This is a genomic window from Shinella sp. GW835-FHT14H05, assembly GCF_058793575.1.
On record NZ_JBXAFY010000006.1, the window covers coordinates 252,290 to 276,861 of the forward strand.

29 protein-coding genes and 1 tRNA gene are annotated in these 24,572 nt (G+C 64.0%); 13 read left to right on the top strand and 17 right to left on the bottom strand.

All coding sequences use genetic code 11. The features are described from left to right. Window positions 1-23: 23 nt before the first annotated feature. Window positions 24-506, bottom strand: coding sequence for an outer membrane protein assembly factor BamE (locus AC1Q6Z_RS19830; RefSeq protein WP_439617005.1), 483 nt, complete (start codon window positions 504-506; stop codon window positions 24-26). 153 nt (window positions 507-659) lie between these two features. Between AC1Q6Z_RS19830 and AC1Q6Z_RS19835 the strand changes: the two genes are divergently transcribed. From AC1Q6Z_RS19835 to AC1Q6Z_RS19865, 7 genes are all read left to right on the top strand, one after another. Continuing rightward, window positions 660-1,214: a ubiquinol-cytochrome C chaperone family protein gene (locus AC1Q6Z_RS19835; protein ID WP_492649045.1), complete on the top strand. Its 555-nt coding sequence runs from the start codon at window positions 660-662 to the stop codon at window positions 1,212-1,214. A 21-nt stretch (window positions 1,215-1,235) separates the two neighbouring features. Then, window positions 1,236-1,787, top strand: a complete 552-nt coding sequence (locus AC1Q6Z_RS19840; RefSeq protein ID WP_439628249.1) for a YceD family protein — start codon at window positions 1,236-1,238, stop codon at window positions 1,785-1,787. A 117-nt stretch (window positions 1,788-1,904) separates the two neighbouring features. Then, window positions 1,905-2,963, top strand: a complete 1,059-nt coding sequence (plsX, locus tag AC1Q6Z_RS19845; protein ID WP_256118910.1) for a phosphate acyltransferase PlsX — start codon at window positions 1,905-1,907, stop codon at window positions 2,961-2,963. Between the two features lies 1 nt (window position 2,964). Then, window positions 2,965-3,936 carry a beta-ketoacyl-ACP synthase III gene (locus AC1Q6Z_RS19850; protein WP_435265247.1) on the top strand — a complete coding sequence of 324 codons (972 nt, stop codon included), beginning with the start codon at window positions 2,965-2,967 and terminating at the stop codon, window positions 3,934-3,936. 99 nt (window positions 3,937-4,035) lie between these two features. Continuing rightward, on the top strand, window positions 4,036-4,374 hold the full coding sequence (locus AC1Q6Z_RS19855) for an integration host factor subunit alpha (protein WP_023513396.1): 339 nt from the start codon (window positions 4,036-4,038) through the stop codon (window positions 4,372-4,374). Between the two features lie 175 nt (window positions 4,375-4,549). Continuing rightward, window positions 4,550-5,080: a MerR family transcriptional regulator gene (locus AC1Q6Z_RS19860; RefSeq protein ID WP_256118913.1), complete on the top strand. Its 531-nt coding sequence runs from the start codon at window positions 4,550-4,552 to the stop codon at window positions 5,078-5,080. Between the two features lie 105 nt (window positions 5,081-5,185). Beyond that, window positions 5,186-5,380 (top strand): hypothetical protein, encoded by a 195-nt coding sequence (locus AC1Q6Z_RS19865; protein WP_492648980.1) that lies wholly within the window; start codon window positions 5,186-5,188, stop codon window positions 5,378-5,380. A 54-nt stretch (window positions 5,381-5,434) separates the two neighbouring features. On the opposite strand, the gene AC1Q6Z_RS19870 is transcribed toward AC1Q6Z_RS19865, so the two are convergent. After that, window positions 5,435-5,647, bottom strand: coding sequence for a hypothetical protein (locus AC1Q6Z_RS19870; RefSeq protein ID WP_435265250.1), 213 nt, complete (start codon window positions 5,645-5,647; stop codon window positions 5,435-5,437). 559 nt (window positions 5,648-6,206) lie between these two features. Between AC1Q6Z_RS19870 and AC1Q6Z_RS19875 the strand changes: the two genes are divergently transcribed. Both AC1Q6Z_RS19875 and AC1Q6Z_RS19880 read left to right on the top strand, forming a co-directional pair. Further along, window positions 6,207-6,283, top strand: a tRNA-Pro gene (locus AC1Q6Z_RS19875). 119 nt (window positions 6,284-6,402) lie between these two features. Next, window positions 6,403-6,654 (top strand): GlsB/YeaQ/YmgE family stress response membrane protein, encoded by a 252-nt coding sequence (locus AC1Q6Z_RS19880; protein WP_256118916.1) that lies wholly within the window; start codon window positions 6,403-6,405, stop codon window positions 6,652-6,654. Between the two features lie 58 nt (window positions 6,655-6,712). On the opposite strand, the gene AC1Q6Z_RS19885 is transcribed toward AC1Q6Z_RS19880, so the two are convergent. The 5 genes from AC1Q6Z_RS19885 to AC1Q6Z_RS19905 form a co-directional block, all read right to left on the bottom strand. Continuing rightward, a complete protein-coding gene (locus tag AC1Q6Z_RS19885; RefSeq protein ID WP_492648981.1) occupies window positions 6,713-7,867 on the bottom strand; it encodes a glycosyltransferase in 1,155 nt (384 codons plus the stop codon). Continuing rightward, window positions 7,864-9,105 carry an O-antigen ligase family protein gene (locus AC1Q6Z_RS19890; protein ID WP_492648982.1) on the bottom strand — a complete coding sequence of 414 codons (1,242 nt, stop codon included), beginning with the start codon at window positions 9,103-9,105 and terminating at the stop codon, window positions 7,864-7,866. Before AC1Q6Z_RS19890 ends, AC1Q6Z_RS19885 begins: the two co-directional genes overlap by 4 nt. Next, complete coding sequence (locus AC1Q6Z_RS19895; protein WP_492648983.1) at window positions 9,102-10,667, bottom strand: undecaprenyl-phosphate glucose phosphotransferase; 1,566 nt, start codon at window positions 10,665-10,667, stop codon at window positions 9,102-9,104. The genes AC1Q6Z_RS19890 and AC1Q6Z_RS19895 overlap by 4 nt, the downstream gene beginning before the upstream one ends. A 79-nt stretch (window positions 10,668-10,746) precedes the next feature. Next, the gene (locus tag AC1Q6Z_RS19900) at window positions 10,747-11,913 is read right to left on the bottom strand and encodes a glycosyltransferase family 4 protein (RefSeq protein ID WP_435265253.1); all 1,167 of its coding nucleotides are present in this window, start codon (window positions 11,911-11,913) and stop codon (window positions 10,747-10,749) included. A 5-nt stretch (window positions 11,914-11,918) separates the two neighbouring features. Then, window positions 11,919-12,494, bottom strand: a complete 576-nt coding sequence (locus AC1Q6Z_RS19905) for a polysaccharide biosynthesis/export family protein (protein ID WP_256118921.1) — start codon at window positions 12,492-12,494, stop codon at window positions 11,919-11,921. 218 nt (window positions 12,495-12,712) lie between these two features. Between AC1Q6Z_RS19905 and AC1Q6Z_RS19910 the strand changes: the two genes are divergently transcribed. After that, complete coding sequence (locus tag AC1Q6Z_RS19910) at window positions 12,713-14,995, top strand: exopolysaccharide transport family protein (protein WP_492648984.1); 2,283 nt, start codon at window positions 12,713-12,715, stop codon at window positions 14,993-14,995. A 7-nt stretch (window positions 14,996-15,002) separates the two neighbouring features. On the opposite strand, the gene AC1Q6Z_RS19915 is transcribed toward AC1Q6Z_RS19910, so the two are convergent. Next, window positions 15,003-16,268, bottom strand: a complete 1,266-nt coding sequence (locus AC1Q6Z_RS19915; protein ID WP_492648985.1) for a GNAT family N-acetyltransferase — start codon at window positions 16,266-16,268, stop codon at window positions 15,003-15,005. Window positions 16,269-16,442: 174 nt separating this feature from the next. On the opposite strand from AC1Q6Z_RS19915, the gene AC1Q6Z_RS19920 reads away from it, so the two are divergent. Then, window positions 16,443-16,889 carry an NUDIX hydrolase gene (locus AC1Q6Z_RS19920; protein WP_492648986.1) on the top strand — a complete coding sequence of 149 codons (447 nt, stop codon included), beginning with the start codon at window positions 16,443-16,445 and terminating at the stop codon, window positions 16,887-16,889. A 4-nt stretch (window positions 16,890-16,893) separates the two neighbouring features. Here the strand turns inward: AC1Q6Z_RS19920 and AC1Q6Z_RS19925 are convergent, their stop codons facing one another. Continuing rightward, entirely contained in the window at window positions 16,894-17,112 is a 219-nt protein-coding gene (locus AC1Q6Z_RS19925; RefSeq protein WP_256118925.1) for a DUF2842 domain-containing protein, read from the bottom strand. 111 nt (window positions 17,113-17,223) lie between these two features. Here AC1Q6Z_RS19925 and AC1Q6Z_RS19930 point away from each other — a divergent pair, with 111 nt between their 5' ends. Continuing rightward, a complete protein-coding gene (locus AC1Q6Z_RS19930) occupies window positions 17,224-18,303 on the top strand; it encodes a COX15/CtaA family protein (RefSeq protein ID WP_492648987.1) in 1,080 nt (359 codons plus the stop codon). Between the two features lie 12 nt (window positions 18,304-18,315). Here the strand turns inward: AC1Q6Z_RS19930 and argC are convergent, their stop codons facing one another. The 5 genes from argC to AC1Q6Z_RS19955 all read right to left on the bottom strand — a co-directional run bounded on the left by argC (window position 18,316) and on the right by AC1Q6Z_RS19955 (window position 22,033). Continuing rightward, window positions 18,316-19,248, bottom strand: a complete 933-nt coding sequence (gene argC, locus AC1Q6Z_RS19935; RefSeq protein ID WP_492648988.1) for an N-acetyl-gamma-glutamyl-phosphate reductase — start codon at window positions 19,246-19,248, stop codon at window positions 18,316-18,318. A 94-nt stretch (window positions 19,249-19,342) separates the two neighbouring features. Continuing rightward, on the bottom strand, window positions 19,343-20,296 hold the full coding sequence (speB, locus tag AC1Q6Z_RS19940; protein ID WP_319311693.1) for an agmatinase: 954 nt from the start codon (window positions 20,294-20,296) through the stop codon (window positions 19,343-19,345). Window positions 20,297-20,428: 132 nt separating this feature from the next. Then, window positions 20,429-20,905, bottom strand: a complete 477-nt coding sequence (rpsI, locus tag AC1Q6Z_RS19945) for a 30S ribosomal protein S9 (protein WP_256118929.1) — start codon at window positions 20,903-20,905, stop codon at window positions 20,429-20,431. Between the two features lie 2 nt (window positions 20,906-20,907). Further along, a complete protein-coding gene (gene rplM / locus AC1Q6Z_RS19950; RefSeq protein ID WP_256118930.1) occupies window positions 20,908-21,372 on the bottom strand; it encodes a 50S ribosomal protein L13 in 465 nt (154 codons plus the stop codon). 229 nt (window positions 21,373-21,601) lie between these two features. Next, complete coding sequence (locus AC1Q6Z_RS19955; RefSeq protein ID WP_439617019.1) at window positions 21,602-22,033, bottom strand: PaaI family thioesterase; 432 nt, start codon at window positions 22,031-22,033, stop codon at window positions 21,602-21,604. 138 nt (window positions 22,034-22,171) lie between these two features. Between AC1Q6Z_RS19955 and AC1Q6Z_RS19960 the strand changes: the two genes are divergently transcribed. Further along, complete coding sequence (locus AC1Q6Z_RS19960) at window positions 22,172-22,987, top strand: enoyl-CoA hydratase (RefSeq protein WP_492648989.1); 816 nt, start codon at window positions 22,172-22,174, stop codon at window positions 22,985-22,987. Between the two features lie 7 nt (window positions 22,988-22,994). Here the strand turns inward: AC1Q6Z_RS19960 and AC1Q6Z_RS19965 are convergent, their stop codons facing one another. From AC1Q6Z_RS19965 to AC1Q6Z_RS19975, 3 genes are read right to left on the bottom strand one after another with little or no spacing between them, the layout of a single operon-like run. Continuing rightward, window positions 22,995-23,264 carry a Txe/YoeB family addiction module toxin gene (locus AC1Q6Z_RS19965; protein ID WP_492648990.1) on the bottom strand — a complete coding sequence of 90 codons (270 nt, stop codon included), beginning with the start codon at window positions 23,262-23,264 and terminating at the stop codon, window positions 22,995-22,997. Beyond that, the gene (locus tag AC1Q6Z_RS19970; RefSeq protein WP_492648991.1) at window positions 23,261-23,530 is read right to left on the bottom strand and encodes a type II toxin-antitoxin system Phd/YefM family antitoxin; all 270 of its coding nucleotides are present in this window, start codon (window positions 23,528-23,530) and stop codon (window positions 23,261-23,263) included. The genes AC1Q6Z_RS19965 and AC1Q6Z_RS19970 overlap by 4 nt, the downstream gene beginning before the upstream one ends. A 58-nt stretch (window positions 23,531-23,588) precedes the next feature. Beyond that, window positions 23,589-24,425 carry an EamA family transporter gene (locus tag AC1Q6Z_RS19975; protein WP_439617022.1) on the bottom strand — a complete coding sequence of 279 codons (837 nt, stop codon included), beginning with the start codon at window positions 24,423-24,425 and terminating at the stop codon, window positions 23,589-23,591. Window positions 24,426-24,572: the final 147 nt, after the last annotated feature.

The following is a 24,572-nucleotide window of genomic DNA, read 5'->3' on the forward strand; positions in this document are numbered from 1 at the left end:
GATTCTTGCGATAAAGCCGGCGCTTACTTGGGGCCGCCAGTGTTGAAGAAGTTCTGGATCGCCGCACCCGGTGCATTGCCGCCGCTGCCGCGCAAGAGCTGGCCGAGGAAGGTGAGCTCGTTGCCGCCGGTGGGGGTGACGCGGGAGATCATGTCGAAGACGCGACCGTCCTTCAGCGTGTAATGGGCGAGGCGTTCGACGACGCCTTCCTTGTCGAAGTAGACGGCGAGAATGCTTTGCTCGACGACCTTCGGCTTCATGAAGGCGACCGGGCGCGTGCGCTTCTGGGAAATGTAATAGAAAACTTCGTTGTCGAAGGTCGCGGTCGCCGACGGCGAGCCGAGCGAGAGCAGGACCTGTTCGCGCGACGAGCCGACCGGTGCCAGCGCTAGGGTTTCCTGGTCGACGACATACCCTTGATGCAGCACTTCGCCCGGACCCTGGCAGCCTGCAAGAACGGATGCGGAGAGGGTGACGGCAATGGCGGCGTTACGCAACAGCTTCATGTTCAGAGCATCTCTCTTCAACAACATCCCCGGGACTGTGATGGCCGCGCAGCCATTGCAATTCATGCCTGCTTCGGTAAACCAGCTTCGACCGTCATGCAACATGACTTGCGACGGCTCCATTGTTTGAATCGGGCAAAACTAGGCTTTATGATGATTTTCGGCCTGTTCGGCAAAAAAAACGGCAACCGGCGCATCGTCGAAAAACAGTACGCGACGCTGACAAAGGCTGCGCGTCACCCCTATCTCTATGAAGTGCTTGATGTTCCGGATACGGTGATGGGCCGTTTCGAGATGCTGTCGGCCATGCTGATCCTCTACTTCCGGCGCACGCGCAAAAGTGCGACGTCGGGCCAGGAGATCGCCCAGGAGATCGTCGACGCCTTCTTCGAGGACGTCGATCACTCGATTCGCGAGCTCGGTGTGGGCGATGTCGGCGTGCCGAAGCGCATGAAGAAGTTTGCCGGCATGTTCTACGGCCGGCTGGAATCCTATGCCGCGGCGCTCGATTCCGGCGACCGCGAGGCGCTTGCAGCAGCACTCCGCCGCAACATCCATCCGCAGGCGGGCGAGGGCGCGCCGTCGATGGCGGGGCTTGCCGACTACCTGTTTTCGGCCGAAAAGACCATGACGGCCGTCGGCGAGGACGAGATCGAGATCGGTGCGCTACGCGTCGCGGAACCCGGCGAACAAGGACAGACCGCCTGAAGGCGGCGCAAGGACGAGAGAATGAACACAGACGACACGCCATTTTCCTACCCGGTCAAGGTGGGGCACATCTCCGCCAACCCGGTCTCGGTGACGATCGAGGCCGACGCCGAGGAGCGCGCGGGGCTGGCAAGGCTCTGGTCCGTGCTGGAGGTGAAGGCACTGTCCGCCACCCTCCAGGTGCAGCGCTGGAAGCGCGACGGCGTGCGCCTCAAGGGGCGTGTCGCGGCGGATATCGTGCAGGCCTGCGTCGTGACGCTCGATCCGGTCGAGGCGCATATCGACGAGCCGGTCGATGTCATCTTCGTGCCGGAGGGCTCCAAGCTCGCGCGGCTTCCGCTGGCGACGGAGAGCGGGGAGATGCTGCTCGATCCCGATGGTCCGGACGCGCCGGAAATCTTCTCCGGCGACACGATCGACGCGGGCGTGACCGCCGCCGAACATGTCGCGCTGGCGATCGATCCCTATCCGCGCCGGGCCGACGTCGCCTTTTCCGGCCATATCGAAAGCACCGACAAGGACGATCGGAAGCCTTCGCCCTTCGCCGTTCTCAAGGACTGGAAAAAAGACTGAACGGCTCCATAAGCGCCCGATAATTCAGTTGTGCCCCCGGCGAAAAGCGGTATTTTGACCGAATTCCGCCGCGGCAGGCCTCTGCCCCTGGAAAACAAGAACTAAGGCAAGACACGCGTGGTCAGAATTTCCGTCGACGTCATGGGTGGCGATTTCGGCCCCAAGGTCGCTATCCCAGGCGCAGCCAAGGCTCTCGAGCGCCATCCCGACATTCGCTTCGTGCTTTTCGGCATTTCTGCCGAATGCGAGCCGATCCTGGCGCAATATCCCAAGCTGAAGGCCGCAAGCGTCTTCCATCATTGCGACGTCGCCGTCGCCATGGACGAGAAGCCGAGCCAGGCGCTGCGCCGCGGCCGCGGCAAATCCTCCATGTGGCGGGCGATCGATGCGGTCGCCAAGAACGAGGCCGATGTCGCCGTCTCCGCCGGCAATACCGGCGCGCTGATGGCCATGTCGAAATTCTGCCTGCGCATGATGGCCAATATCGAGCGCCCGGCGATCGCCGGCATCTGGCCGACGCTGAAGGGCGAGAGCATCGTGCTCGATATCGGCGCGACGATCGGCGCGGATGCGGGCCAGCTCTTCGATTTCGCGCTGATGGGCGGCGCCATGGCGCGCGCGCTGTTCGAGATCGACCGGCCGACGCTCGGCCTGCTCAATGTCGGCGTCGAGGAGATCAAGGGCCAGGAAGAGGTGAAAGCCGCGGGCCAGCTCATCCGCGAGGCCAATTTCGACACGATCGACTATTACGGATTCGTGGAAGGCGACGATATCGGTCGCGGCACGGTGGATGTGGTGGTGACGGAAGGTTTTGCGGGCAACATTGCGCTGAAGGCGGCGGAAGGCACGGCGCGGCAGATGGCCGAGTACCTGCGCGCGGCCATGTCGCGCACCTGGCTTGCCAAGCTCGGCTATATTCTCGCCAAGAGCGCCTTCGACCGGGTGCGCGAGAAGATGGACCCGCGCAAGGTCAATGGCGGCGTGTTCCTGGGCCTGAACGGCATCGTCATCAAGAGCCATGGCGGCACGGATGCCGAAGGGTTCGCGGCCGCGGTGGATGTCGGCTACGACATGGCCCGCAACGGCCTCAAGGACAAGATCGAAAAAGATTTGCAGAAGTATCATGCGGGCCGCCCCGTTGAAGGCGCCGCCCAGGGCATGATCGACGAGGTATAGAATGATCCGTTCAGTGGTCCGCGGCTTCGGAACAGCGCTTCCGAAGCGGGTACTCACCAATGCCGAACTTGAAAGCATGGTCGACACGTCCGATGACTGGATCGTGCAGCGCACCGGCATTCGCCAGCGCTACATCGCGGGCGAGGGCGAGACGACCGCTTCGCTCGGCGAAGGCGCCGCGCGCGCGGCGCTCGACAAGGCGGGCCTGACGGCCGCCGACATCGACGTCATCATCGTCGCGACCTCGACGCCGGACAACACCTTCCCGGCGACCGCCGTCAACATCCAGAACCGCCTCGGCATGCATCACGGCTTCGCCTTCGACGTGCAGGCCGTCTGTTCCGGTTTCGTCTATGCGGTGACGACCGCCGACGCCTATATCCGCGGGGGTCTGGCCAAACGCGTGCTGGTCATCGGCGCCGAGACCTTCTCGCGCATCCTCGACTGGACCGACCGCACGACCTGCGTGCTCTTCGGCGACGGCGCCGGCGCCATCGTGCTGGAAGCCCAGGAGGGTGCGGGCACCAACCAGGACCGCGGCGTGCTGACGACGCAGCTGCGCTCCGACGGCGCCCACCGCGAAAAGCTCTATGTCGACGGCGGCCCCTCCACGACAGGCACGGTCGGCCATCTGCGCATGGAGGGCCGCGAGGTCTTCAAGCATGCGGTCGGCATGATCACCGACGTTGTCGTCTCATCCTTCGATGCGACCGGCTTTTCGGCCGACGATATCGACTGGCTGGTGCCGCACCAGGCCAACAAGCGCATCATCGACGGCTCGGCGAAGAAGCTCGGCATTCCGCTGGAAAAGGTCGTCGTCACCGTCGATCTGCACGGCAATACCTCCGCCGCCTCGATCCCGCTGGCGCTGGCGGCGGCTGCCAGCGACGGCCGAATCAAGGAGGGCGACCTCGTGCTTCTGGAGGCGATGGGCGGCGGCTTCACCTGGGGCGCGGTGCTGCTGCGCTGGTAGCGTAACGCCGGCCCGCCGGACCGCTTGACCCGAGGGGGCAAGGACAATACTCTTCCGCCACTTAACCATACGCTTTCAATAGGAAATCGGTGAGGAACGATGAGCGGCAAGACGGTGACACGTGCAGATTTGGCCGAATCGGTTTTCCGGAAGGTCGGCCTTTCAAGGACCGAATCCGCAGAGCTTGTCGAAACCGTGATCGACGAGATCTGCAACGCCATCGTGCGGGGCGAGAGCGTGAAACTCTCCTCCTTCGCGACCTTCCAGGTGCGTGACAAGAACGAGCGCATCGGCCGCAACCCGAAGACCGGCGAGGAAGTACCGATTTCGCCACGCCGGGTGATGACCTTCAAGGCCTCCAACGTGCTCAAGCAGCGGGTGCTGAAATCGCATCTTTCGCGCAAGGCCAAGCAGAAACCGGCATCGCCGGCCTCCTGAAGCCTGCCTCGCAAGGCGCGATCTGGAAGATCGCGACGCGCTTCAGGCGATTTTTCTGCCGATTGCCGGCCGTTCGGCAATTTGAAACTTGAATATCGCCTGGCAACCCGCTGAAATGAATACGATTCGGCAGCGTCCAGAATTGGCGGCGCCGTGAGCTTTCATCGAGGGTAGAATGGACAAGAGTCCGGACGCGTTCCGCACCATCAGCGAAGTGGCCGACGATCTCGACCTGCCGCAGCATGTTCTGCGTTTCTGGGAGACGCGGTTCACGCAGATCAAGCCGATGAAGCGCGGCGGCGGGCGACGCTATTACCGCCCGGAAGACGTGGACCTGCTGAAGGGCATCCGCCATCTCCTCTACGACCACGGCTACACGATCAAGGGCGTGCAGAAGCTGCTCAAGGTCAACGGCAACCGCTTCGTCGCGGCCATCGCCAGCGGTGACCTTGCGACCGTCGAGGCGCTCGCCGCCGCCAGCCACGAAGAACCGCCGCCGCCAAAGGCCGCCAGCGACGAGGACCAGATCGTCGGCCGCGCCAAGGCGCCTGCCAGCCGCCGCTTCTTCTCCTTCGTCGGCGGCACCGACGACCCGCCGGAAATCTCGCTGGGAAAGACCAGTGTGGGCAAGGAAGACCGCGCGCTGCTGCAGGAAGCGCTCTACGACCTCCTGGAATGCAAGCGCCTGCTCGACCAGGTTCGCTAAGCCCGCCAGAAGATATTCGGCCGCCCCTTGACGGAGCAGGCGAGCAGCGGCGGTTGGAACATTGCTGGAGTGGATCGGTTCTCCCTTCGACGAAAGGAGACCAACATGTCCATCGACAAAACCACACCCACGGACAACGAAATCGAAACGCCACGCGGCCCGCAGGGCACCGGCGGAATTCCCGATCGCAAGCAGGAAGACGGGGTTATCCCGCCGATCATCAAGCCCGGCGACCAGAAGAACCCGAACGATCCGCCATTGCCGCTCGTTAGCCCCATAGCAGGTGGCGGGACGTTTTAGCGTCTGCGGCGGGAGAGGGTGCAAGCATCGCATGTCGCCGCGCGCCGCCCTCCCTCAGTCGCGCTGCTGCGTCGGGTCCCATCCACGCACGAAGCCCCGGCTGATCGCCGAACGGCTCATTTCAAGCTGGCGCCGCAGGTGGGCGCAATCGGCAAGCAGCGTCGCGATCGTCGCCTTGGCATCTCCATCATGCCAGGCGAGGGCGGCACTTACGGCGTCGTCCTTGCCATCGTTCGGTTTTGCTTCGTACTCGGGAAGCGGTCGCACGTCGGTATTCTCCTGTGGTGGCACAGCAAGCAGGCTGATTTAACGATCAGGGAAAGGCTTCTCACTTTTGTTCCCATTATGTTCTCATTCGCTTTCGAGTCAAGCGGGGAGACGGGATTCAGTGGAGAGAAAAAGCCCCGCACGATGGCGGGGCAAAACAAGCGTCACGCTTGGCTTTCTGTGACGCGGGGGAGTGCTCGCAAATGACAAGCGAGCGACAACACTCTACGACTTTGGTCTAATCCCGGGAAAGGCCTGATTCAGCCGATTCGGTACGGTTGTGAAAAAAATTGCACTTTTCCGACCTCAGCCGACGCTGCGGCAAAACCGCCGATAACGATGAAAGCCAGGGACCGTTTCCCGGTTGTAAGGGCACCGGCATGGCCGCACCTCTGAAACGCCAGGATAACCCCGGAGACACGAAGGAAAAGCCGTGGCGTTTTCCGTGTGAATTTCTGCTCGCAAAACTATCCTAAAGCTGCAATTCTCCACTTTTGTTCTGACGGTTTATTTTTGGGCTTGCATCCAAATGCCCGAGACTATAGGGGTTTCGGCGGTCCGGAATGTAGCGCAGCCCGGTAGCGCACTTGACTGGGGGTCAAGGGGTCGTGGGTTCGAATCCCGCCATTCCGACCATTTTCTTCTCCCTGATTTCCTGAGTTTGCAGGTTCTGCGCGCGGAACTTTGCGCCCCTGTCCGCGTTCTTCTGCCGCCGGCTCCTTCGCCGGTGCTATCCGGAGCTTGAGGAGACGGGAATGGAAGATGCAGGTATCGGCTGGATCGCGGCCATCATCATCGGCGGCATCGCGGGCTGGCTCGCGGAAATGTTCATGAAGAGCAACATGGGCGTGCTGATGAACATCGTGCTCGGCATCGTCGGCGCGGCTGTGGCCAATCTGCTGCTCGGGTTGATCGGCGTCTCGCTCGGCGGCTGGATCGGTTATCTGATCGCCGGTTTCATCGGCGCCTGCGTCCTTATCGCGATCGCAAGGGCGATCCGGCGGTAGGATAGGGGCAGAGTTTTTAGAGGGCCGTCTCTCCGCGAGGAGGGGCGGCCTTTTCGTTTCAGGCGATGAGGCCGCGATAGACGGCTTCCGTCTCGCTGATCATGCGGGCCAGGCTGTAGTCGCCGCTTCGGGCGCGGGCGGCGGCGCTGTGGCGGGCGAGGCGATCGGGATCGCTGAGGCGCAGCATGGCGCCGGCAAGCCGCTTCGGGTCGTCGTCGTTTTCGACCAGCACGCCGTTCTCGCCGTCCTTCAGCACCATGGAGGCGCCGCCGACATCGGTGAGGATCAGCGGCTTGCCGGCGGCGGCGGCCTCCAGCATGACATAGGACATCGCCTCGTAGCGGCTCGGCATGACGAGCACGTCGATGGCCGCCATCGCCTGCGGACCGGTGAAGCCGGTGGTGAGACGGATGCGCGGGGCATGGTCGGAGGCCTCGACCTGCTTTGCGACCGCACGCTCCGCTTCGCCGGAACCGATCATCACCAGATGCGCATTCGGCACGCGGCCGGCGAGAAGCTGGAAGGCCGCGACCAGGCGCTCCGGCGCCTTCTGGTGGCAGAGCCGGCCGACGAAGCCAAAGAGCAGTGCGTTATCGGGAATGCCGAGTGCCTGGCGGACCGACTCGCGGGCGTGATCCGGTGGGGTCTCCACGCCGTTCACGACGATCGACAGTTTGTCCCGCGGCATGCCGAGCGCGCGGGCATGGGCATATTCATCGGCAGAAACGCAGATCAGCTTGTCGGTGAAGCCGCGCGCGAGCAGCTTTTCGATCGAGCCGTAGACCTTGCGGCCGAGATTGCCGAGGCCGGGATCCATGGTGCGGAAGGCATGCGGCGTGTAGACCCGCGGGACGTGGCGGCCAGGCAGGCGAAGGCGCGAGAGCGCGCCGGCTTTGGAACTGTGACCGTGCACGATATCGAACGGGCCGGCGCGGCGCATGACGGCGCGGATCGCCCGCCAGGCATTGAGGTCCGAGGGGCCGGGCGAGCGCGTCATGGCGACGATATGCGTGCCGGCAAGCGCCAGCGACTGCAATTCCTCGACGAAGCGCTCTTCGGCCCTCAGCGGCGAATAGATGGCGTGCACGATATGGCCGCGCGCCTGCATGCCCCGGCAAAGGTCGATGAAATGCCGGCCGGAGCCGCCGCCGCTCGGCTCCAACACCTGGAGCAGGCGCATCTGCCGCGGGTTCCTGTCCTGTTTGGTGCTCATGGCCGGTCCGATGCGATCTTGCTTGTGTGGCGTGCTTCAAGCGCGAGGCAGCCCCACACGATGCCCAGCAGCAGGTAGAAATGGCGCCAGTGGTCCGTGTCGATGACGAAGCCGATCGCGGTGTGGCCGCCGATGGTGATGTAGGCGATCATCAGGTAGGGCTGCCAGGGCCGGTTGCGCAGCAGCGCCTTGAAGCCGGCCCATAGCGTCCAGACGATCAGGGCGAGGTAGCAGACGAAGCCGAGCCAGCCATAGGTGGTAAGCGATTTCAGCCAGATATTGTGCTCGTCTTCCGGAAACATCGTGCTGAACACCATGGGCCCGATGCCGAGCGGCTTTTCCATCGCCATCAGGAAGCCGATGCGGTGGCGATCGAAACGGCCGAGATGGCCGCCGTCATATTCCTGCACGAGCTGCGTGCGGCTGGAGAAGAGATCGGCGACCTTGTCGAATTGCAGGGCGACGACCAGCGCAAGGATCATCAGGCCGGCGGCGGAGATGCTGAGGATGAGGATCTTCAGCCGGAAGGCGCCGGTGCGCTCCTTCAAAAGCATGACGAAGACGAGCGCCACGACGGAGAAGAGATAGAGCGCCCAGGCCGCGCGCGAGAAGGACAAGAAGAGGCCGAGTGCCAGGACCAGCACGCCCGCGACCTTCAGGGGGGCGGCGAGGATGCGGCCGGTGAGCAGCCCGTGCATCAGGTAGAGCGAGGGCGCGACGAGGAAGGGGCCGAAGACGTTCGGGTCCTGAAAGGCGCCCTTGGCGCGGTCGTAGAGCGTGAAGGCCTCGGAGCCAGGAAAGGCATGGAAATAGCCGAGGATGCCGAGGAGGGAGGTGATGAGGGCGCCGGCCACCCAGGCGCGGAAGATGAGGTCGAGCCGCGCGGGCCTTGCCTCGATGATGGCGGCGAAGAAGACGCTGGAAAGCGCCAGGAACAGCGAGACGGCGATATACATCGGCCCGCCGGCAAGGTCGTCCATCACGGTCAGCGACAGCATGCCGCCGACATTGAACAGCACGAGGAGGATCAACAGTGGCGCGATGTTGCGCGAGATGCGCAGGCCGACGATCGCCCACAGGCCGATGAGGCCGGCCATGAAGACCTCGTAGGGCGCCGGCTCGCTGATGACGAAACCCGACAGGAACACGCCGACCGTCACCAGCATGGAGCCGATGATGCCAACGGCCGCAAGATGCGGCCGGAAGGGCTGGGCGTAGGGTAAGGCCGCGTCGCTCAATACGCGTTTTCCGTATTGAGCAGGCGGAAGGGCGTCAGGAACAGGATCTTCAGGTCGAGCCAGAGCGACCAGTTCTCGATGTAATAGAGGTCGAATTCCGTGCGGAAGCGGATCTTGTCGTCATGGTCGATCTCGCCGCGCCAGCCGTTGATCTGCGCCCAGCCGGTGACGCCGGGCTTCACCCGGTGACGGGCGAAGTAACCCTCGACGACATCGACATATTTGCGGTCGTGCGACTGGGCTTGTATGGCGTGCGGGCGGGGGCCGACGAGGGAGAGGTCGCCTCTCAGGGCATTGAAGAACTGCGGTAATTCGTCGATCGAGGACTTGCGCAGGAACCGGCCGACCGGAGTGACGCGCGGATCGCCCTTCGTCACGGCGGCCTTGGCCGACGGGTCGGCAAGGTGCGTGTACATCGAGCGGAACTTGTAGACCTCGATGATCTCGTTGTTGAAGCCGTGGCGCTTCTGCTTGAAGATGATCGGGCCTTTCGAGGTGAGTTTCACGGCGATTGCCGCGCCGAGCATCACCGGCCAGAGCAGGGAAAGCGCAAGCAGGCTGAAGAAGATGTCGAAGATGCGCTTGGCGACATTGTCCCAGTCGGCGATCGGCTTGTCGAAAATGTCGAGCATCGGCATGCTGCCGACCTGCGAATAGCTGCGCGGGCGGAAGCGCAGGCCCTTGGCGTGGGCCGCAAGGCGGATATCGACGGGCAGCACCCAGAGTTTCTTGAGCAGCGCCAGGATGCGCGCCTCGGCCGACAGCGGCAACGAGATGATGAGCATGTCGATGCGCGCCAGCCGCGCGAATTCCACCAGTTCCGCGACATTGCCGAGTTTCGGATAGCCGGCGATAATCGAGGGCGAGCGACGCTCGTCGCGGTCGTCGAAGATGCCGCAGATGCGGATGTCGTTTTCCGGCTGGTGTTCCAGCGTGCGGATAAGCTCCTTGGCGGGCTCCCCGCCGCCGACGATGACGGCGCGGCGCTCCATGGTGCCGTTGCGGGCCCAGCGGCGGATCGAATAGGCGATGATCTGCCGCTCAAGCACGAGGTAGACGCCGCCGGCGGCAAACCACGAGGCAAACCAGACACGCGAATAGTGATCACCGGATTTGAAGAAGAAGACGATGAGCGCCATCGTGGCGAAGGCGATGGCCCAGGCGGCGAGGATGCGCGGCGTCATGCGCCAGGGCGAGCGCAGCGCCGGCACCTGATAGGCATCCGCGAGTTGTAGCAGCAGCACGCCGATGGCCGCGCCGCCGACGAGCACCGACAGGTAGAACACCGTCATGCCCATGCTGACATAGAGCACGTGGATGCCGTAACCGAGCGTCAGCAGCGCCAGGAATTCGACGAGGCGCAGCAGGCCGATGATCATGCTGGGCGAATAGGTGTCGGCGCGGAACTGGAGCGCGATCTTCTGGGCGAGCGGATTGAGCTCGACGGTCTTGCCGCCGTCATACTCTTCCGCCGGCGTTCCCGGCGTGATGGTCCTGATCTCGGAGGCTTTCCGCCTCAGGGCTTCCGCATCGAAGGAAACGGGCTTGTCGACATGGTTCATGGCACGCACCTGTGGAGGCTTTGTACCGGAAATAGCACGAAGCCCCTAAGAAACGTTTACGTGGCGTGAGGCACCAACCTCAGGAAGCGTGCCGATTTCCGCCATTCTGTCGCGCCAGGATCTCGCGGTAGAGGCTGAGCAGCGAGGACGACATGACAGAGGCGGAGAAGGTTTCCTTGAAGGCCTTTGGCTCCGGCATCACCTTGCGCCGCCAGTCCGGGTCGCCCACCGCCTCGGCCATCACGGCCGCCAGCGCATCGGGATTGCCGGGCTCGACGAGCGCGATGCTGTCGGGGCCGAGAACTTCCGGAATCCCGCCAACGCGGCTGGCGATCACCGGTTTTCGCGCGGCGAGCGCCTCCAGCACGATATAGGGCATGGCCTCGGCGCGCGACGGCACGACGACGTTGCGGGTGAGCGCGAAGGCGTCGTGCGCCTTCATGGCGGGCAGCATGCCGATGCGCCGGCCAAGGCCCGCACGCAGCATCATGTCCTCGTATTTCGCCTTGTCCGGCCCGTCGCCGATCATCAGCGCGGACAGCGGCCGGCCGACGCGGCGTTCGGTACGCGCGAAGGCATCGACGAAGAGGTCCGGTCCCTTCAGGTCGCGCAGCATGCCGATATAGAGGAAATCGACGGCGTCCTCGCGCGAATAGACGGGCTCGAAGTCGCGATCGTGAATGCCGTTGTAGATGCGCTCGGTGCGCACGCGCGGTTTTCCCACGCGTGCGGCATAGGCGTCCCGTTCGTAATCACAGACGAAAACGAGCGCATCGCCGAGGGGTTCGAGCAGCCGCTCGGCCGCCAGCACCGCGAAGCCTGTCGCGGTGCGGCGGTCGTAGTGCAGGCTGCCGCCATGCGGCGAGTAGAGGCGGGCTACGCGATACCTGTTGACCCGCAGGGCTGAGCCGATGAGACGGGCAATGGCGCCACCCTTGGCGCCGTGCCCGTGCAGGACATCCGGCTGCAAACTTTTTATTTCATGATAGCTGTTCCAGAACGCGCGGATGTCGCCCGGGCTGACCGACCGGCTGATCGGCAGGCGAACGAGGCCGAGTGCCAGATAGGGCCGGATTTCGTCGAAAAGCCCGTCCTCGAAGGTGCTTCCCGTAAGGCTGTCGCAGACGATCCCGACTTCATGGCCTGCCTTCGTGTGGAATTCCGCGAGATCGCGCACATGCCGGAAGATGCCGCCGATGGGGGAGCGGAAACAATGTATGATTCGCAGGGGCCCATCGTCCGCCATGACGATCAGAACAGCCGTTCACGGACATAGATCGTATCACCGGCCAGAACCGGATCGGAGATGGAGACGCGGCCCGTGAGAATCTTGCCGTTGATCTTGCGTGTGACGTCGACATTGCCCTGGTTGGCGCGCGGCGAGAAGCCGCCGGCGACCGCGATGGCGTTCTGGATCGTCATGCCGGCGACATAGCTGTACTGCCCGGCCTGGCCCACTTCGCCCATGATGTAGATCGAACGGTAGCGGTCGACCTCGATGGAGACGTCGGGATCACGCAGATAGCCCTGGCGGAGTTTTGCCGCGATGGCGCCTTCGAGTTCCTGGATCGTCTTGCCGCGCGCGGGCACCGCACCAATGAGCGGAAAGGCAACGTAGCCGGCCTGGTCGATCGAATAGGTGTTGGTAAGGCCGGTCTGCTCGAAGACGGTGACGCGCAGGCGGTCGCCGCTGTCGAGCCGGTAGGGCTGGATGGTCGCCTCGTGGAACGCCTTTGGGGCGGGGCGGTAACTGCTGCAGCCCGCAACGGCCGGCACGATGAGTGCCAGCGCGAGCAGCATGCCCTTGTTGATGGTGGCGAATGTCATTCGCTTGAACCCAATCCCGCAAATCAGAAATCTGATCCCCGTTATCGATCCGTTAGGGTTAATGGCTGGTAAAGGCCGCGGCAGGTCGGGTCCGATTTTTTCGTGAAAGAAGCGCGTGAAGGTGAGGGGACAACCGCCGGTAATTAACCCTTGCGTTACCATGTTTGTTTACCGTGCCCGGAAATCGTCGTGTCATCGTCGTGTGGTGGAGTAGGGATATGTCGGGCGTTCACGGAAGCCAGCAGGATGTCGATATCGACCTTGGCGGTCTTTTCGGCGCGATCTGGCGCAACCGCATGCGAGTGCTTCTGGCAACCGTCGCCTGCGCGGGCATCGCCTTTGCCGGCGCAAACCTCATCACGCCCAAATACAAGAGCGAGGCCCGCCTCCTCATCGAAACGCGCGAGCCGGCCTTCACGACGGGCACGGATCGCTCGCAGGGCCGCGAACAGCCGGCCTTCGACGAACTCGGTATCGCCAGCCAGGTGCAGCTCCTGAAATCCGCCGACCTCATCAAGCAGGTCACGCGCAACATGAAGCTGCAGGAGCTGGAGGAGTTCGATCCGACGGCGCAGCCCTCCGCCATTTCCGACCTGCTGGTTCTTTTCGGGCTCAAGAAGAACCCGCTCGATCTCGCACCCGAAGACCGCGTGCTGAAGGAGTTTGCCGAAAAGCTCGTCGTCTACCAGGTCGAGAAGTCGCGCGTCATCGCCATCGAGTTCAGCTCGAAGGACCCGGGCCTTGCCGCGCGGATCCCGAACGAGATGGCCAAGGTCTATCTCTCGCTGCAAAGCGGCGCCAAGCTCGACACCAATTCCGAGGCGACGCGCTGGCTGGAGCCGGAAATCGCCAACTTGCGCGAGAAGGTGCGCGAGGCTGAGCAGAAGGTCGCCGAATATCGCTCGAACTCCGACCTCCTGCCGACGGGGGAAAACTCCACCTTCGCCGTGCGCCAGCTGAACGACATCTCGACGGAACTCGCACGCGTGCGCGGCGAACGCGCCAATGCGGAAGCGCGCGCCGAAAGCGTGCGCAACGTGCTGACGGCCGGCGGCGCGCCCGATACGCTGACCGACGTCGTCGGCTCGCAGATGATCCAGCGGCTGAAGGAGAGCGAGGCGCAGATCCAGGGGCAGATCTCCGATCTTTCCACCTCGCTGCTGGAAGGCCATCCGCGGCTGAAGGGCCTGCGCTCGCAGCTCGTCGGCATCCGCGGGCAGATCAAGGCGGAGACGCAGAAAATCCTGTCGAGCCTCGAAAACGAGGCGAAGACCGCGCGGCTGCGCGAAACGCAACTGGTGCAGCAGCTCAACACGGTGAAGGCGGACACGGCACGCGCCGGCGAGGATGAAGTCGGCCTCAAGGCGCTGGAGCGCGAGGCGACGGCGCAGCGCCAGCTGCTTGAAACCTATCTTGCCCGCTACCGCGAGGCGACGTCGCGTACCGGCAGCGGCTCGACGCCGGCCGACGCCCGCATCATTTCGGCGGCCGTCGAGCCGACCGAAGTCTCCTTCCCGAAAGTCCTGCCGATCACCATCGTCGGCGCCGCCGCCGGCTTTGCACTGAGCGCCATCGTCATCCTGCTTGCCGAACTGTTCAGCGGCCGCGCGCTGAAGCCGGTCGGCGTCGTCGCCTATCGCCGCGAAGAGGAGATCGAGGAGATCGAGCCCGAAATCCTGGTGGAGGAGCCGGTCGTCAAGCCGGAACCGGTGGCGCATGCCGAGCCTGTGGTGCGCAAAGAGCAGGTGGTCCACGCCGAGCCGGTGGCCCGGCCGGACTACGGCCCCATCAAGGACGTGCGCGCGCCGGCAAAATCCTTGCTGTCGAGCATTGCGCCTGACGAAGACGAGGTCGAGCCGGAAACCGTCCAGGCTTCGCTGCTCGATACGCCCGGTCTTGCCGATGACGGCGACTTCTCCGTGGCCTCCGTCGCCTGGCATATGATCGAGAACAATGTTTCCGTCGCGATTTCCGTCTCGCCTTCGGGCGACCGCGGATCGACCGCCACCGTCATGCTTGCCCGCCGCATCGCAGAAGAACACCGCAAGACGCTGCTGATCGACCTGACCGGCTCGGCCTGCCCGACGCGCCTGATGGCGCAGTCGACCCATGTGCCCGGCATCACCGACCTTCTCGTCGGCGACGCGGCCTTCGGCGACATCATTCATGGTGACCGGCTGTCCAGCGCGCATATCATCCCGCGCGGCAACGCCAACATCAAACGCGCCATGCGCGGCATCGACCGGCTGGCGATGGTGATCGATTCGCTCGCCGACGCCTATGACACCGTGATCGTCGAATGTGGTCCTGCCGAAGTGGAGGGCGTGCGACGCCTGACGCGCGGGCAGGAGACGGACATCATCCTCTCCATTCCGGGTGCCGAGGAGGACGAGATCGTCGAACTGATCGGCGCCTTTGGCGAAGCCGGCTACAGCGAGATCGTGCTGATGACGGGCGAGGGCGCGGAGCCGCCACGTTACCCGGGGCGCCGCGCCGCTTAAAAAATCTCTATTCCGCGTCGTCGCCGGCGCGGACGAACTCCGTCTTGCCCGAGCGCATGCGCTGCAGGAAGGAATAGACCTGCGGGTTTTGCTTGATGAGCCGCTTGGCGCCGGCTTTTGCCCGATGCACCGCCGCAACCATGCTGCCGGCCACCGTCGTCGGCCAGAGCAGGTCATGCTGCGGCGTCTCGATCGTGCACCAGGAGCGCTTGTAGGGCTGGTCGCCGATGCCGAAATCGAAGAGGCGCACGCCTTCGCCGCACAGTTTGCGGATCGCCAGGTAGAACAGGAATTCGCCGGGGCTGGCATCGGCCGCGATCGTATCGTCGATCGAGCCGAACTGGCAGATCACATGGTCGCCCTTGCGCGATAGCCCGGCAATGGCGACGATGCGCCCCTCGTTTTCACTCTTCAGGCGCACGGCATGGATCTGGAGCGGATAGTTGCCGTCCTTGGCCGGCACAGCGATCGCGCGGCGGAAGAAATTGCGCGTTTCCTCGTCGCGAAAGACGTCCGGCAGGCCCATCGTGTCGAAACGCGCGGCCTTCTGTCGGAAGAAGGTTTCGAGCAGGTGGCGGCTTTCCTCGTTGGTGGAGGCGACCACGTGTTCGTAGCCGCCAAGCGTCGCCAGTCGGCGCTCGGAAAGGCGGAATTTCTTGCGGCGGCGTTTTGCGTTGACCTGCGCCAGCGTGCGGTCGAAATCGTCGAAAAGCTCGAGCTGGAAGGCGGCGTTCTGGTTCAGAACGGAGGGCAGGTCGGCAAAGGAATTCGTTTCCCCGCGCCAGTTGAGCGGCACCTTTTCCAGCATGAACAGGTCGAAATAGCGGGCGAACTGGCTGCGGGCCTGTTCAAAAGCTTGGCGCAGGCGCGGCGGTGCGGCGAGGAAGTGGAATTCCTCCGTATAAAGCCCGGTATTGATGTTGCTGAAGGAGGTGGCGAGGAAGCGGGCGGTGCGCACCGGCCCGTGGCGCACGATTTCGAGCGGCAGGATGAGATGGGTACGCCCGCCGGAAAAACCTTCGACGATCAGCAGCTTGCAGGCATGGGTCTCCGCCCAGGCGCGGCACCAGTCATAGCTCTGGTGGAGCGAAAGCTTGTTTTCCGCTTCGAGCGCCCGCCAGCGGGTTTCCAGCGATTCCATGCGGTCGTGCAGGCGGATCGACAGAGGCACCGTCGAGGGCGTGCGCTCGCCACTGGCGACAAGGCCCAAATAGCGGCTCGCGAGCTCGCGCTCGGACGGCATGATCTGGAAATTGAGTTGCATCGCTCCCATGGCGTCGCCCTTATGCACCCGATGCGGCCGGATCGCCGCACAAACACCATAGGCACCAGACTTGCGGAAATGGTTTAAATCCAGTGGCATCGCCCCGCTTACCCGGGGAAATTGGCAAGTGCGGTTAGCAAGTTCATAACGAAATCCCGCAAAAGCAAAGGGCAGGAGGAAGACATGCAGACGTGGCGCCCGCCGCAGAAAATCCATGTGAAGGTGCTGGGCCTCGCCTGGCAGGGCAGCCGGCTGCTCGCCGCGGAAGTGACGCGGGACGACGGCAGCGTGAAGGGCGTTCGCCCGCCCGGCGGCACCGTCGAATTCGGCGAGACGCGGGAGGAGGCGCTGGCGCGCGAGTTCCGCGAGGAGCTCAACTGCGGCATCGCCATCAACGGCCCCTGGACCGTCTTCGAGAATCTCTTCTGGCACGAGGGCGCGCGCGGCCGCGAATTCATCTTCGCAGCGCCCATCCGCCTGCTCGACGAAAGCCTCTACCGCCGCCCGGAAATCACGCTGGTCGAGCATGACCGCTCGGTCTGGACGGCGCGGTGGTTCATACCGGATGCCTTGCCGAACGGCTGGGAGCTCTATCCGACCGGCCTCGCCGCCCATATCAAGGCGCGATAGAAGCTTATTCGTCGCGCGGCTTGCCGGGCTTTTCCATCCATTTGATGATCAGCATGGCCGGCAGGATCCAGAGCAGGCCGGTCACCGTGAAATAGATGAGGTGGGTCCACCACGGCGATTCCCCCAAGGTCGCGACGGCGACGGTGGTCGCGATCAGCGCATAGACGAGGACGAGGATGATGATCAGCACGGTGCCGATCAGTTTGCGCAGGCGAGGGGGCATTGGCGGTCTTTCAATTCATAAGCGGCAAGGGCGCGACGGCATGCCGCAAAGGTTCGGGCCTTGTTTTGCACGGCCCGGTCGGGCAAATCAACGCCAAGACAAGGAGCAGTTATGATGACCGCCACCACCGCGACCGCATACCGCAGTGACTACGACACGGACAGGACCGACCGCAACCGCCGCCAGGTGCGCCGGTGGCTCGGCTTCGTGCTGTTCACGCTGTTCGTGCTGGTGCTTGTCGGCGGCGCGACTCGGCTCACCGAATCCGGGCTGTCCATCACCGAATGGAAGCCGATCCACGGCGTCATCCCGCCGATCACGGCCGCGGAATGGCAGGAGGAATTCGACCTCTACAAGCGCATTCCGCAATATGAGCAGATCAACAAGGGCATGACCGTCGACGAGTTCAAGACGATCTTCTGGTGGGAATGGGCACACCGGCTGATCGCGCGCTCCATCGGCTTCGTCTTCGCCGTGCCGCTCGCCTTCTTCTGGCTGACCGGCCGCATCGAGAAGAAGCTGCGCTGGCCGCTCGTCGGGCTTCTGGCGCTCGGCGGTTTCCAGGGCTTCATCGGCTGGTGGATGGTCTCTTCAGGCCTCGCCGACCGCGTCTCCGTCAGCCAGTACCGGCTCGCCACCCACCTCACCATCGCCTGTCTGATCTTCGCCTGGACCACCTGGCTGATGCGCGCGCTCTCGCCGCACAGCGACGATCCGGCCCCGACCACGACCGCGCAGCGCATGGCCGGCATCATCGCCTGCATGGCGATCTTCCAGATCTATCTCGGCGCGCTCGTCGCCGGCCTCGACGCCGGCCTCTCCTACAACACCTGGCCGCTGATGGACGGCGCCGTCGTGCCCGGTGGCCTCTTCCTCCAGCAGCCCTGGTGGATCAACCTCTTCGAAAACCCGAAGACCGTGCAGTTCGTCCACCGAATCGGCGCCTACGTGCTCTTCGCGCTCGTGCTGATCCACATGCTCTCATCGCTGCGCGCCTCCCCCGAAACCACCCACGCCCGCCGCGCCCTCGTTCTCTTCGCCCTCATCTGTCTCCAGGCAACGATCGGCATCCTGACGCTGATCTGGCAGGTGCCGCTCGGCTGGGCGCTGGCGCACCAGGGCGGTGCGCTGATCGTGCTGGGTTTTGCGGTCGCGCACTGGCGCGGGTTTGTCGGGGAGTATGAGCGGTAGGAGGGGCGAAACTCAGCCCCGCAGCATCAGATCCATGTTCTGCACCGCAGCCCCCGAAGCGCCCTTCCCGAGATTGTCGAGCAGGGCGACGAGGTTGACGTGGGGGGCGCCGGCGGTACCGAAGACGTAGAGCTTCATGCGGTCGGTGTCGGCGAGTTCCACGGCGTTGACGCGGGGGAGTGCTGCGCTTTCCTTGAGGTCGACCACCTCGACGATGTCCTGGCCGGCATAGTGGGCGACGAGCGCCTCATGGATGGAGCCGAGCGAGGCGTGGTCGTTGAGGTCCGCGAGATAGAGCGGCACCTGCACGATCATGCCCTGAGCGAATTTTCCGACCGAGGGCGAGAAGAGGGGCGCGCGTGACAGCGTGCCGTGCACCTGCATCTCCGGCACATGCTTGTGCTTCAGCGGCAGGCCGTAGAGGAAGTGGGGCGACGAGATGTGCTCGGGGTGCTCGGCATCCTCCATCTGCGCGATCATATGCTTGCCGCCGCCGGTATAGCCGGAGACGGCATTGACGGTGACCGGATAGTCCTCCGGCAGGATGCCGGCAAGGCGCAGCGGGCGGATGAGGCCGATGGCGCCCGTCGGGTAGCAGCCGGGATTGGCCACATAGCGGGCGTCCGCGATCTTCTTCGGCTGCGCGCGGTCCATTTCGGCAAAGCCATAGGCCCAGTCGGGGTGCACGCGGTGCGCGGTCGACGTGTCGATGATGCGCACGGAATTGTTGCCGGCGACCATGGCGACGGCTTCCTTGGCGGCATCGTCCGGCAGGCAGAGGATCGCGACGTCGGCGTCGTTCAGCAGGTCTTCGCGCAGCTTCGCATTGCGCCGCTCGGCTTCCGGAATGGACAGAAGCTCGACATCGTCGCGGCCGGCCATGCGCGTGCGGATCTGCAGGCCCGTCGTGCCGTGTTCGCCATCGATGAAGATCTTCGGTTTCATCTGGAATCCCATCCTGTCAATGCATTCGCCGCGGACCGCCCGCGAGGGTCGGCCCGATATAGCGGCTTGCCTTGTCGCATTCAATGCCGACGGTTCAGCGTCGTTCCGCGAGCTGCGCGGCGTGCAGCCCCAGCATGTACATGGCGATGGTCGAGCCCGCGATGGCGGTAATGTCGGCGTGGTCGTAGGCCGGCGAAACCTCGACGACATCCGAGCCGACGACGTTCAACGCGCCGAGCTTGCGCAGCACCGAGAGGATCTTCGCGCTCGACGGGCCGCCGGAGACCGGCGTGCCGGTGCCGGGCGCATAGGCCGGATCGAGGCAGTCGATGTCGAAGGTGAGGTAGGTCGCCCGGTCGGCGACGTGGTGGACGATCGTGTCGGCGAGTTCGCCGGCCGTCATCTCCTCCACCTCGTAGCCATAGAGGATGCGGATGCCGCAATCCTCCGGCGCATGGGTGCGGATGCCGATCTGGATCGACGTTTCGGCATCGATCAGCCCTTCGCGCACGGCGGTGCCGACGAAGGAGCCATGGTCGATGCGGCCCTTCTCGTCCGCCCAGGTATCCTGGTGCGCATCGAACTGGACGAGCGACAGCGGGCCATATTTTTCGGCGTGTGCGCGCAGGATCGGCAGCGTGATGAAATGGTCGCCGCCGAGCGTCAGCATATAGGCGCCGGATTTGAGGATCTTCTTCGCCTCGCGCTCGATCGTTGCCGGCGTCTTCTGGTGGTTGCCGTAGTCGAGCAGGCAATCGCCGTAGTCGATGACGGCCATGTCCTCGAAGAGGTCGCGCTCGAAGGGATATTGCGGATCGTTGTCCATGATCGCCGAAGCCCGGCGGATCGCTTGCGGCCCGAATCGGGTGCCGGGGCGGTTGGAGGTCGCGGCATCGAAGGGAATGCCCCAGACGACGGCATCGACATCCTTCAGCACCTTCGAATAGCGCCGGCGCATGAAGGAGAGGATGCCGGCATGGGTCGGGTCCGAGGCAGCGCTTTTCAGCGATTTTGCCGTGATGGCGTGGTCGATCGTCTTGTTGGCCATGAAATTCCCTCCGAAATCTGGCCGGACGTTCGCCAATCGCGGGCTTTAAGGCAAGAGGGATTCTACGCGCCGAAAACGAAAAAAAGCCGGGGCGAACCCCGGCCTTTCCTGAACCAAAAATCGTCCGAGCGATTAACGCTTGGAGAACTGGAACGAACGGCGGGCCTTGGCCTTGCCGTACTTCTTGCGTTCGACGACGCGCGAGTCGCGGGTCAGGAAGCCGCCCTTCTTCAGAACCGCGCGCAGGCCCGGTTCGAAGTAGGTCAGTGCCTTGGAGACGCCGTGACGAACGGCACCGGCCTGGCCGGAAAGACCGCCGCCGGCGACGGTGGCAACGATGTCGAACTGGCCATCACGGGCAGCCGCGATGATCGGCTGCTGCAGGATCATCTGCAGAACCGGGCGGGCGAAGTAGGTCTCGAAAGACTTGCCGTTGACGGTGATCTTGCCGGAGCCCGGCTTGACCCATACGCGGGCGACAGCGTTCTTGCGCTTGCCGGTGGCGTAGGAGCGACCCTGGGCGTCAACCTTCTTGACGTGAACCGGGGCGGAGGCAGCGGGAGCTGCGGCAGCGACGCCGAGGTCCTTGAGCGAGGAGAGGTCGGCCATGATCAGGCGCTCCTTGTGTTCTTGCTGTTCAGCTTGGCGACGTCGAGGGTGACGGGCTGCTGGGCTTCATGCGGATGGTTGGAGCCGGCATAGACGCGCAGGTTCTTCATCTGGCGACGGCCGAGCGGGCCGCGCGGAACCATGCGTTCGACAGCCTTCTCGAGAACGCGCTCCGGGAAGCGGCCTTCGATGATCTGGCGAGCCGTACGCTCCTTGATGCCACCCGGATAACCGGTGTGCCAGTAATACGTCTTGTCGGAATACTTCTTGCCGGTGAAGACGACCTTTTCCGCGTTGATAACGATGATGTTGTCACCGTCGTCGACGTGGGGCGTGAAGGTTGCCTTATGCTTGCCGCGCAGGCGGTTTGCAATCAGGGTAGCGAGGCGACCGACAACGAGGCCTTCGGCGTCGATGAGGATCCACTTCTTCTCTACCTCGGCGGGCTTCTGTACGAAGGTTCCCATGGGAGTAGCTCTTTCTTTAGGGGTCCCGAAACCTTGCGGCTTTGGGCGCTTTTTGTTGCTTGGTTTGGCCCCTTGCGGACGCCAAAAATCGAAAGCGGCCCCAAAGGACCGCGATCTCGGCGGCTTATAAGCGAGTGCTGCTTGGGCGTCAAGAGACGCGATCCGGGTGGCGTCAAAGATAATATAGCAAAAACAATGGCTTGCTTATACGGTATTTTGATACCACAAATTATCGTGGCGGAATCGAGTAGGTCGCGGTGGCGTGCGCCACCAGATCCTCGGCATCCTCGTCGAAAATCGACGCTTCGACGATCGCGAGCCGCTTGCCGAGTTTCAGGACCCGGCAGGTGCAGGAGAGGGGGCCGGGCGCCGGCTTGCGCAGGAAATTGATGTTGAGATTGGTGGTGACGGCGAGCGCCACCGGCCCGATATGCGCCAGCACCGCGCACCAGGCGCCGACATCGGCAAGCGCGAAGAGCGTGGGGCCGGAGATGGTGCCGCCGGGGCGCAGGTGCCGTTCATTGGGCATGAGGCGCATGACGATCGCGCCGGGATGCACCTCCGTCACCTCGAAAACCTTACCGTCCGTATGAAGCTGCGGAAAATCGGCTTCGAGGAAGCGGTTCAGCGCTTCCGGGTCCATGATCGGCGTCAGTTTCATCGGCACATCTCCTGTCGCCTGCGTTTACAGACCGATTTGCCGGCCGCGGCAAGCCCCCTCAAAGTCTATGGCGCCACGCTTGAAACTGTCTGCCGCGAGGCGTAGGACCGCAAAACCGAACAGCGAAGGAGGCCGGTCATGGCGGATGTGGTGTCGTTCAGGAAAGAGGAGCCGGCCAACCCGGTGCGTGTCGAGCGCTTCGAGCCCATCCTTCGCATCACGCTGAACAATCCGCCGGCCAACGCGCTCTCCATCGCCGTCATGGAGGCGCTCAGTGCGGCGCTCGATGCCGCTGCCGCCGACGAGGCGATCCGCATCGTCATTCTCGCCTCGACCGGAAAAGTCTTTTCCGCCGGCCACGACCTCAAGGAAATGACGGCGCGCCGCGGCGATCCGGACGGCGGCCGCGCCTTCTTCGAACAGACGATGCGCATGGCCGCCGATCTCATGCTGAAGATCGCCGTGCTACCGCAGCCCGTGGTGGCCGAGATCGACGGCCTCGCGACGGCCGCCGGCTGCCAGCTCGTCGCAAGCTGCGACCTCGCCATCTGCACCGACACCTCCACCTTCTGCACGCCGGGCGTCAATATCGGCCTGTTCTGCTCGACACCCATGGTCGCCGTCACCCGCGCCGCACACCCCAAGCAGGCGATGGAAATGCTGCTCACCGGCGAAACGATCGACGCCTCGACCGCCAAGGATTTCGGCCTCGTCAACCGCATCGTGCCCCAGCAATACCTCCGCCAGGTCGTCGACAAATACGCCGCCGTCATCGCCTCGAAGTCGCCCCAGGCACTCCGCATCGGCAAAGCCGCCATGCGCGCCCAGGCCGGCCTGCCGCTGCCGGATGCTTATGACATGGCCGTCGCGACCATGGTCGACAACATGTTCGCGGACGATGCAAAGGAAGGCATCGGCGCGTTTCTCGACAAGCGCATGCCGGAGTGGAAGTGACGGCTCGTCAGCCGTAGTGATAGCGGCAGGCGGCGATTTCCAGCACCTGTGCGCCGCCGCTGCCGGCCACGCGGTAAATCAGACGATGTTCCTGGGTTATCCGGCGAGACCAGAAACCTTTCAGTTCGCCCCGCAGCGGCTCGGGCTTGCCGAGGCCTGAAAACGGCTCGCGCCGGCATTGCTTGATCAACGCCACGATCTTTTCCGCTGTCTTGCGGTCCGTCTCCATCCAATAGGTGAAATCGGCCCAGGCTTCGGGGGAGAAGCAGATGTTCATTCGCCGGCGACGGTCAGATCTTCGAGCGTCCTCGTGGTGCCTTTGCCGGCATCCAGCGACTGGATGGAGGCAAGCAGGTGATCCCGGTTGGCGGGGCTGGCCAGCAGGTGCATGGTCTCTTTCCAGCTTTCGAAGTCGGCGAGCGACATGATGACCATCGGCTCGCGGTTCTGCCGCGTGACAATCAACTCGTCCCGGTCAGCCTCGACGCTGTCGAAGTGTTTTGCGATGTTCGCACGCAGTTCGGAAAGACTGACGACCCGCATTTTCAACTCCACTGTACAGGAATACGTACATACGGCATGCGTGGCCGGATTTCAATGCTCACGCCAGCTTCAGCACCAGCACCCCGCCTGCAATCACTGCGCCGGCGATGTAGCGCCAGATGCTGGCTTTCTCCTTGAGGATGAAGACGGAGATGAGAAGGGCGAAGAGGATGGCGGTTTCGCGTAGCGCCGCGACGGTCGCGACGGGCGCTTTCGTCATCGCCCACAGCGCGAGGCCGTAGGAGGCGATGGAGCCGCCGCCGCCGAGGAGACCGCGGACCCAGTTGCGGCGCACGTGGTTCCAGACGGGGACGGCGCCGCGTTGCGAGATCGCCCAGCCGAACAGCAGCACCGGCGGCAGCAGAGACATCCAGAGCGTGTAGGATATGGCATTGCCCGAGGCGCGGGCACCGGCGGCGTCCACGAAGGTGTAGCTCGCGATGACGACGGCGTTTGCCAGCGCGAAGACGATGGCGCGCCGGCTGCCGTGGCGCGATTCGAAGGCGAGCGTCAGCACGCCGGCGGAGATGACCAGCACCCCGGCCATGGCCGTGGGCGTCAGGTGTTCGCCGAGCACCAGGCCGCTGGTGGTGGCGACGAGAAGAGGGGCGGCGCCGCGCATCAGGGGATAGACAAGGCCGATGTCGCCCGCCCGGTAGGCGGCTGCGACGAGCTGGAAATAGGCGAATTGCAGGACGGCCGACGTCAGGATGAACGGCCAGGCCTCGGGATGGGGAAGCGGCACCAGCCACAGGCAGGCAAGCCCGACCATGCCGCCGCCAAGCGAGACCATGGCGGCATCGAGCGACTTGTCCGTGCCGGATTTGACCAGCGCATTCCAGACCGCATGCAGAGCCGCGCCGAACAGCACGAGAAAAAGGACGTCTAGCGGCAATCTGGGACCTCGGGGGGCGGGCAGGCGGATGGGGAGTTGGCCCCTTCATCTGCGCAAAACCGGCGATTTGCAATCGGCATTTTCAGCGATTTCGACCAGTGGGAACGGTGAAACCCCGAAATGTGATCCGGATTGGCACAATTCGCA

Excerpts from the sequence above, each read along its gene's own strand:
- AC1Q6Z_RS19830 (WP_439617005.1), bottom strand. The coding sequence starts at position 506 with ATGAAGCTGTTGCGTAACGCCGCCATTGCCGTCACCCTCTCCGCATCC.
- AC1Q6Z_RS19835 (WP_492649045.1), top strand. The coding sequence starts at position 660 with ATGATTTTCGGCCTGTTCGGCAAAAAAAACGGCAACCGGCGCATCGTC.
- AC1Q6Z_RS19840 (WP_439628249.1), top strand. The coding sequence starts at position 1,236 with ATGAACACAGACGACACGCCATTTTCCTACCCGGTCAAGGTGGGGCAC.
- AC1Q6Z_RS19850 (WP_435265247.1), top strand. The coding sequence starts at position 2,965 with ATGATCCGTTCAGTGGTCCGCGGCTTCGGAACAGCGCTTCCGAAGCGG.
- AC1Q6Z_RS19855 (WP_023513396.1), top strand. The coding sequence starts at position 4,036 with ATGAGCGGCAAGACGGTGACACGTGCAGATTTGGCCGAATCGGTTTTC.
- AC1Q6Z_RS19860 (WP_256118913.1), top strand. The coding sequence starts at position 4,550 with ATGGACAAGAGTCCGGACGCGTTCCGCACCATCAGCGAAGTGGCCGAC.
- AC1Q6Z_RS19865 (WP_492648980.1), top strand. The coding sequence starts at position 5,186 with ATGTCCATCGACAAAACCACACCCACGGACAACGAAATCGAAACGCCA.
- AC1Q6Z_RS19880 (WP_256118916.1), top strand. The coding sequence starts at position 6,403 with ATGGAAGATGCAGGTATCGGCTGGATCGCGGCCATCATCATCGGCGGC.
- AC1Q6Z_RS19885 (WP_492648981.1), bottom strand. The coding sequence starts at position 7,867 with ATGAGCACCAAACAGGACAGGAACCCGCGGCAGATGCGCCTGCTCCAG.
- AC1Q6Z_RS19895 (WP_492648983.1), bottom strand. The coding sequence starts at position 10,667 with ATGAACCATGTCGACAAGCCCGTTTCCTTCGATGCGGAAGCCCTGAGG.
- AC1Q6Z_RS19900 (WP_435265253.1), bottom strand. The coding sequence starts at position 11,913 with ATGGCGGACGATGGGCCCCTGCGAATCATACATTGTTTCCGCTCCCCC.
- AC1Q6Z_RS19905 (WP_256118921.1), bottom strand. The coding sequence starts at position 12,494 with ATGACATTCGCCACCATCAACAAGGGCATGCTGCTCGCGCTGGCACTC.
- AC1Q6Z_RS19910 (WP_492648984.1), top strand. The coding sequence starts at position 12,713 with ATGTCGGGCGTTCACGGAAGCCAGCAGGATGTCGATATCGACCTTGGC.
- AC1Q6Z_RS19915 (WP_492648985.1), bottom strand. The coding sequence starts at position 16,268 with ATGGGAGCGATGCAACTCAATTTCCAGATCATGCCGTCCGAGCGCGAG.
- AC1Q6Z_RS19920 (WP_492648986.1), top strand. The coding sequence starts at position 16,443 with ATGCAGACGTGGCGCCCGCCGCAGAAAATCCATGTGAAGGTGCTGGGC.
- AC1Q6Z_RS19925 (WP_256118925.1), bottom strand. The coding sequence starts at position 17,112 with ATGCCCCCTCGCCTGCGCAAACTGATCGGCACCGTGCTGATCATCATC.
- AC1Q6Z_RS19930 (WP_492648987.1), top strand. The coding sequence starts at position 17,224 with ATGATGACCGCCACCACCGCGACCGCATACCGCAGTGACTACGACACG.
- argC (WP_492648988.1), bottom strand. The coding sequence starts at position 19,248 with ATGAAACCGAAGATCTTCATCGATGGCGAACACGGCACGACGGGCCTG.
- speB (WP_319311693.1), bottom strand. The coding sequence starts at position 20,296 with ATGGCCAACAAGACGATCGACCACGCCATCACGGCAAAATCGCTGAAA.
- rpsI (WP_256118929.1), bottom strand. The coding sequence starts at position 20,905 with ATGGCCGACCTCTCCTCGCTCAAGGACCTCGGCGTCGCTGCCGCAGCT.
- rplM (WP_256118930.1), bottom strand. The coding sequence starts at position 21,372 with ATGGGAACCTTCGTACAGAAGCCCGCCGAGGTAGAGAAGAAGTGGATC.
- AC1Q6Z_RS19955 (WP_439617019.1), bottom strand. The coding sequence starts at position 22,033 with ATGAAACTGACGCCGATCATGGACCCGGAAGCGCTGAACCGCTTCCTC.
- AC1Q6Z_RS19960 (WP_492648989.1), top strand. The coding sequence starts at position 22,172 with ATGGCGGATGTGGTGTCGTTCAGGAAAGAGGAGCCGGCCAACCCGGTG.
- AC1Q6Z_RS19965 (WP_492648990.1), bottom strand. The coding sequence starts at position 23,264 with ATGAACATCTGCTTCTCCCCCGAAGCCTGGGCCGATTTCACCTATTGG.
- AC1Q6Z_RS19970 (WP_492648991.1), bottom strand. The coding sequence starts at position 23,530 with ATGCGGGTCGTCAGTCTTTCCGAACTGCGTGCGAACATCGCAAAACAC.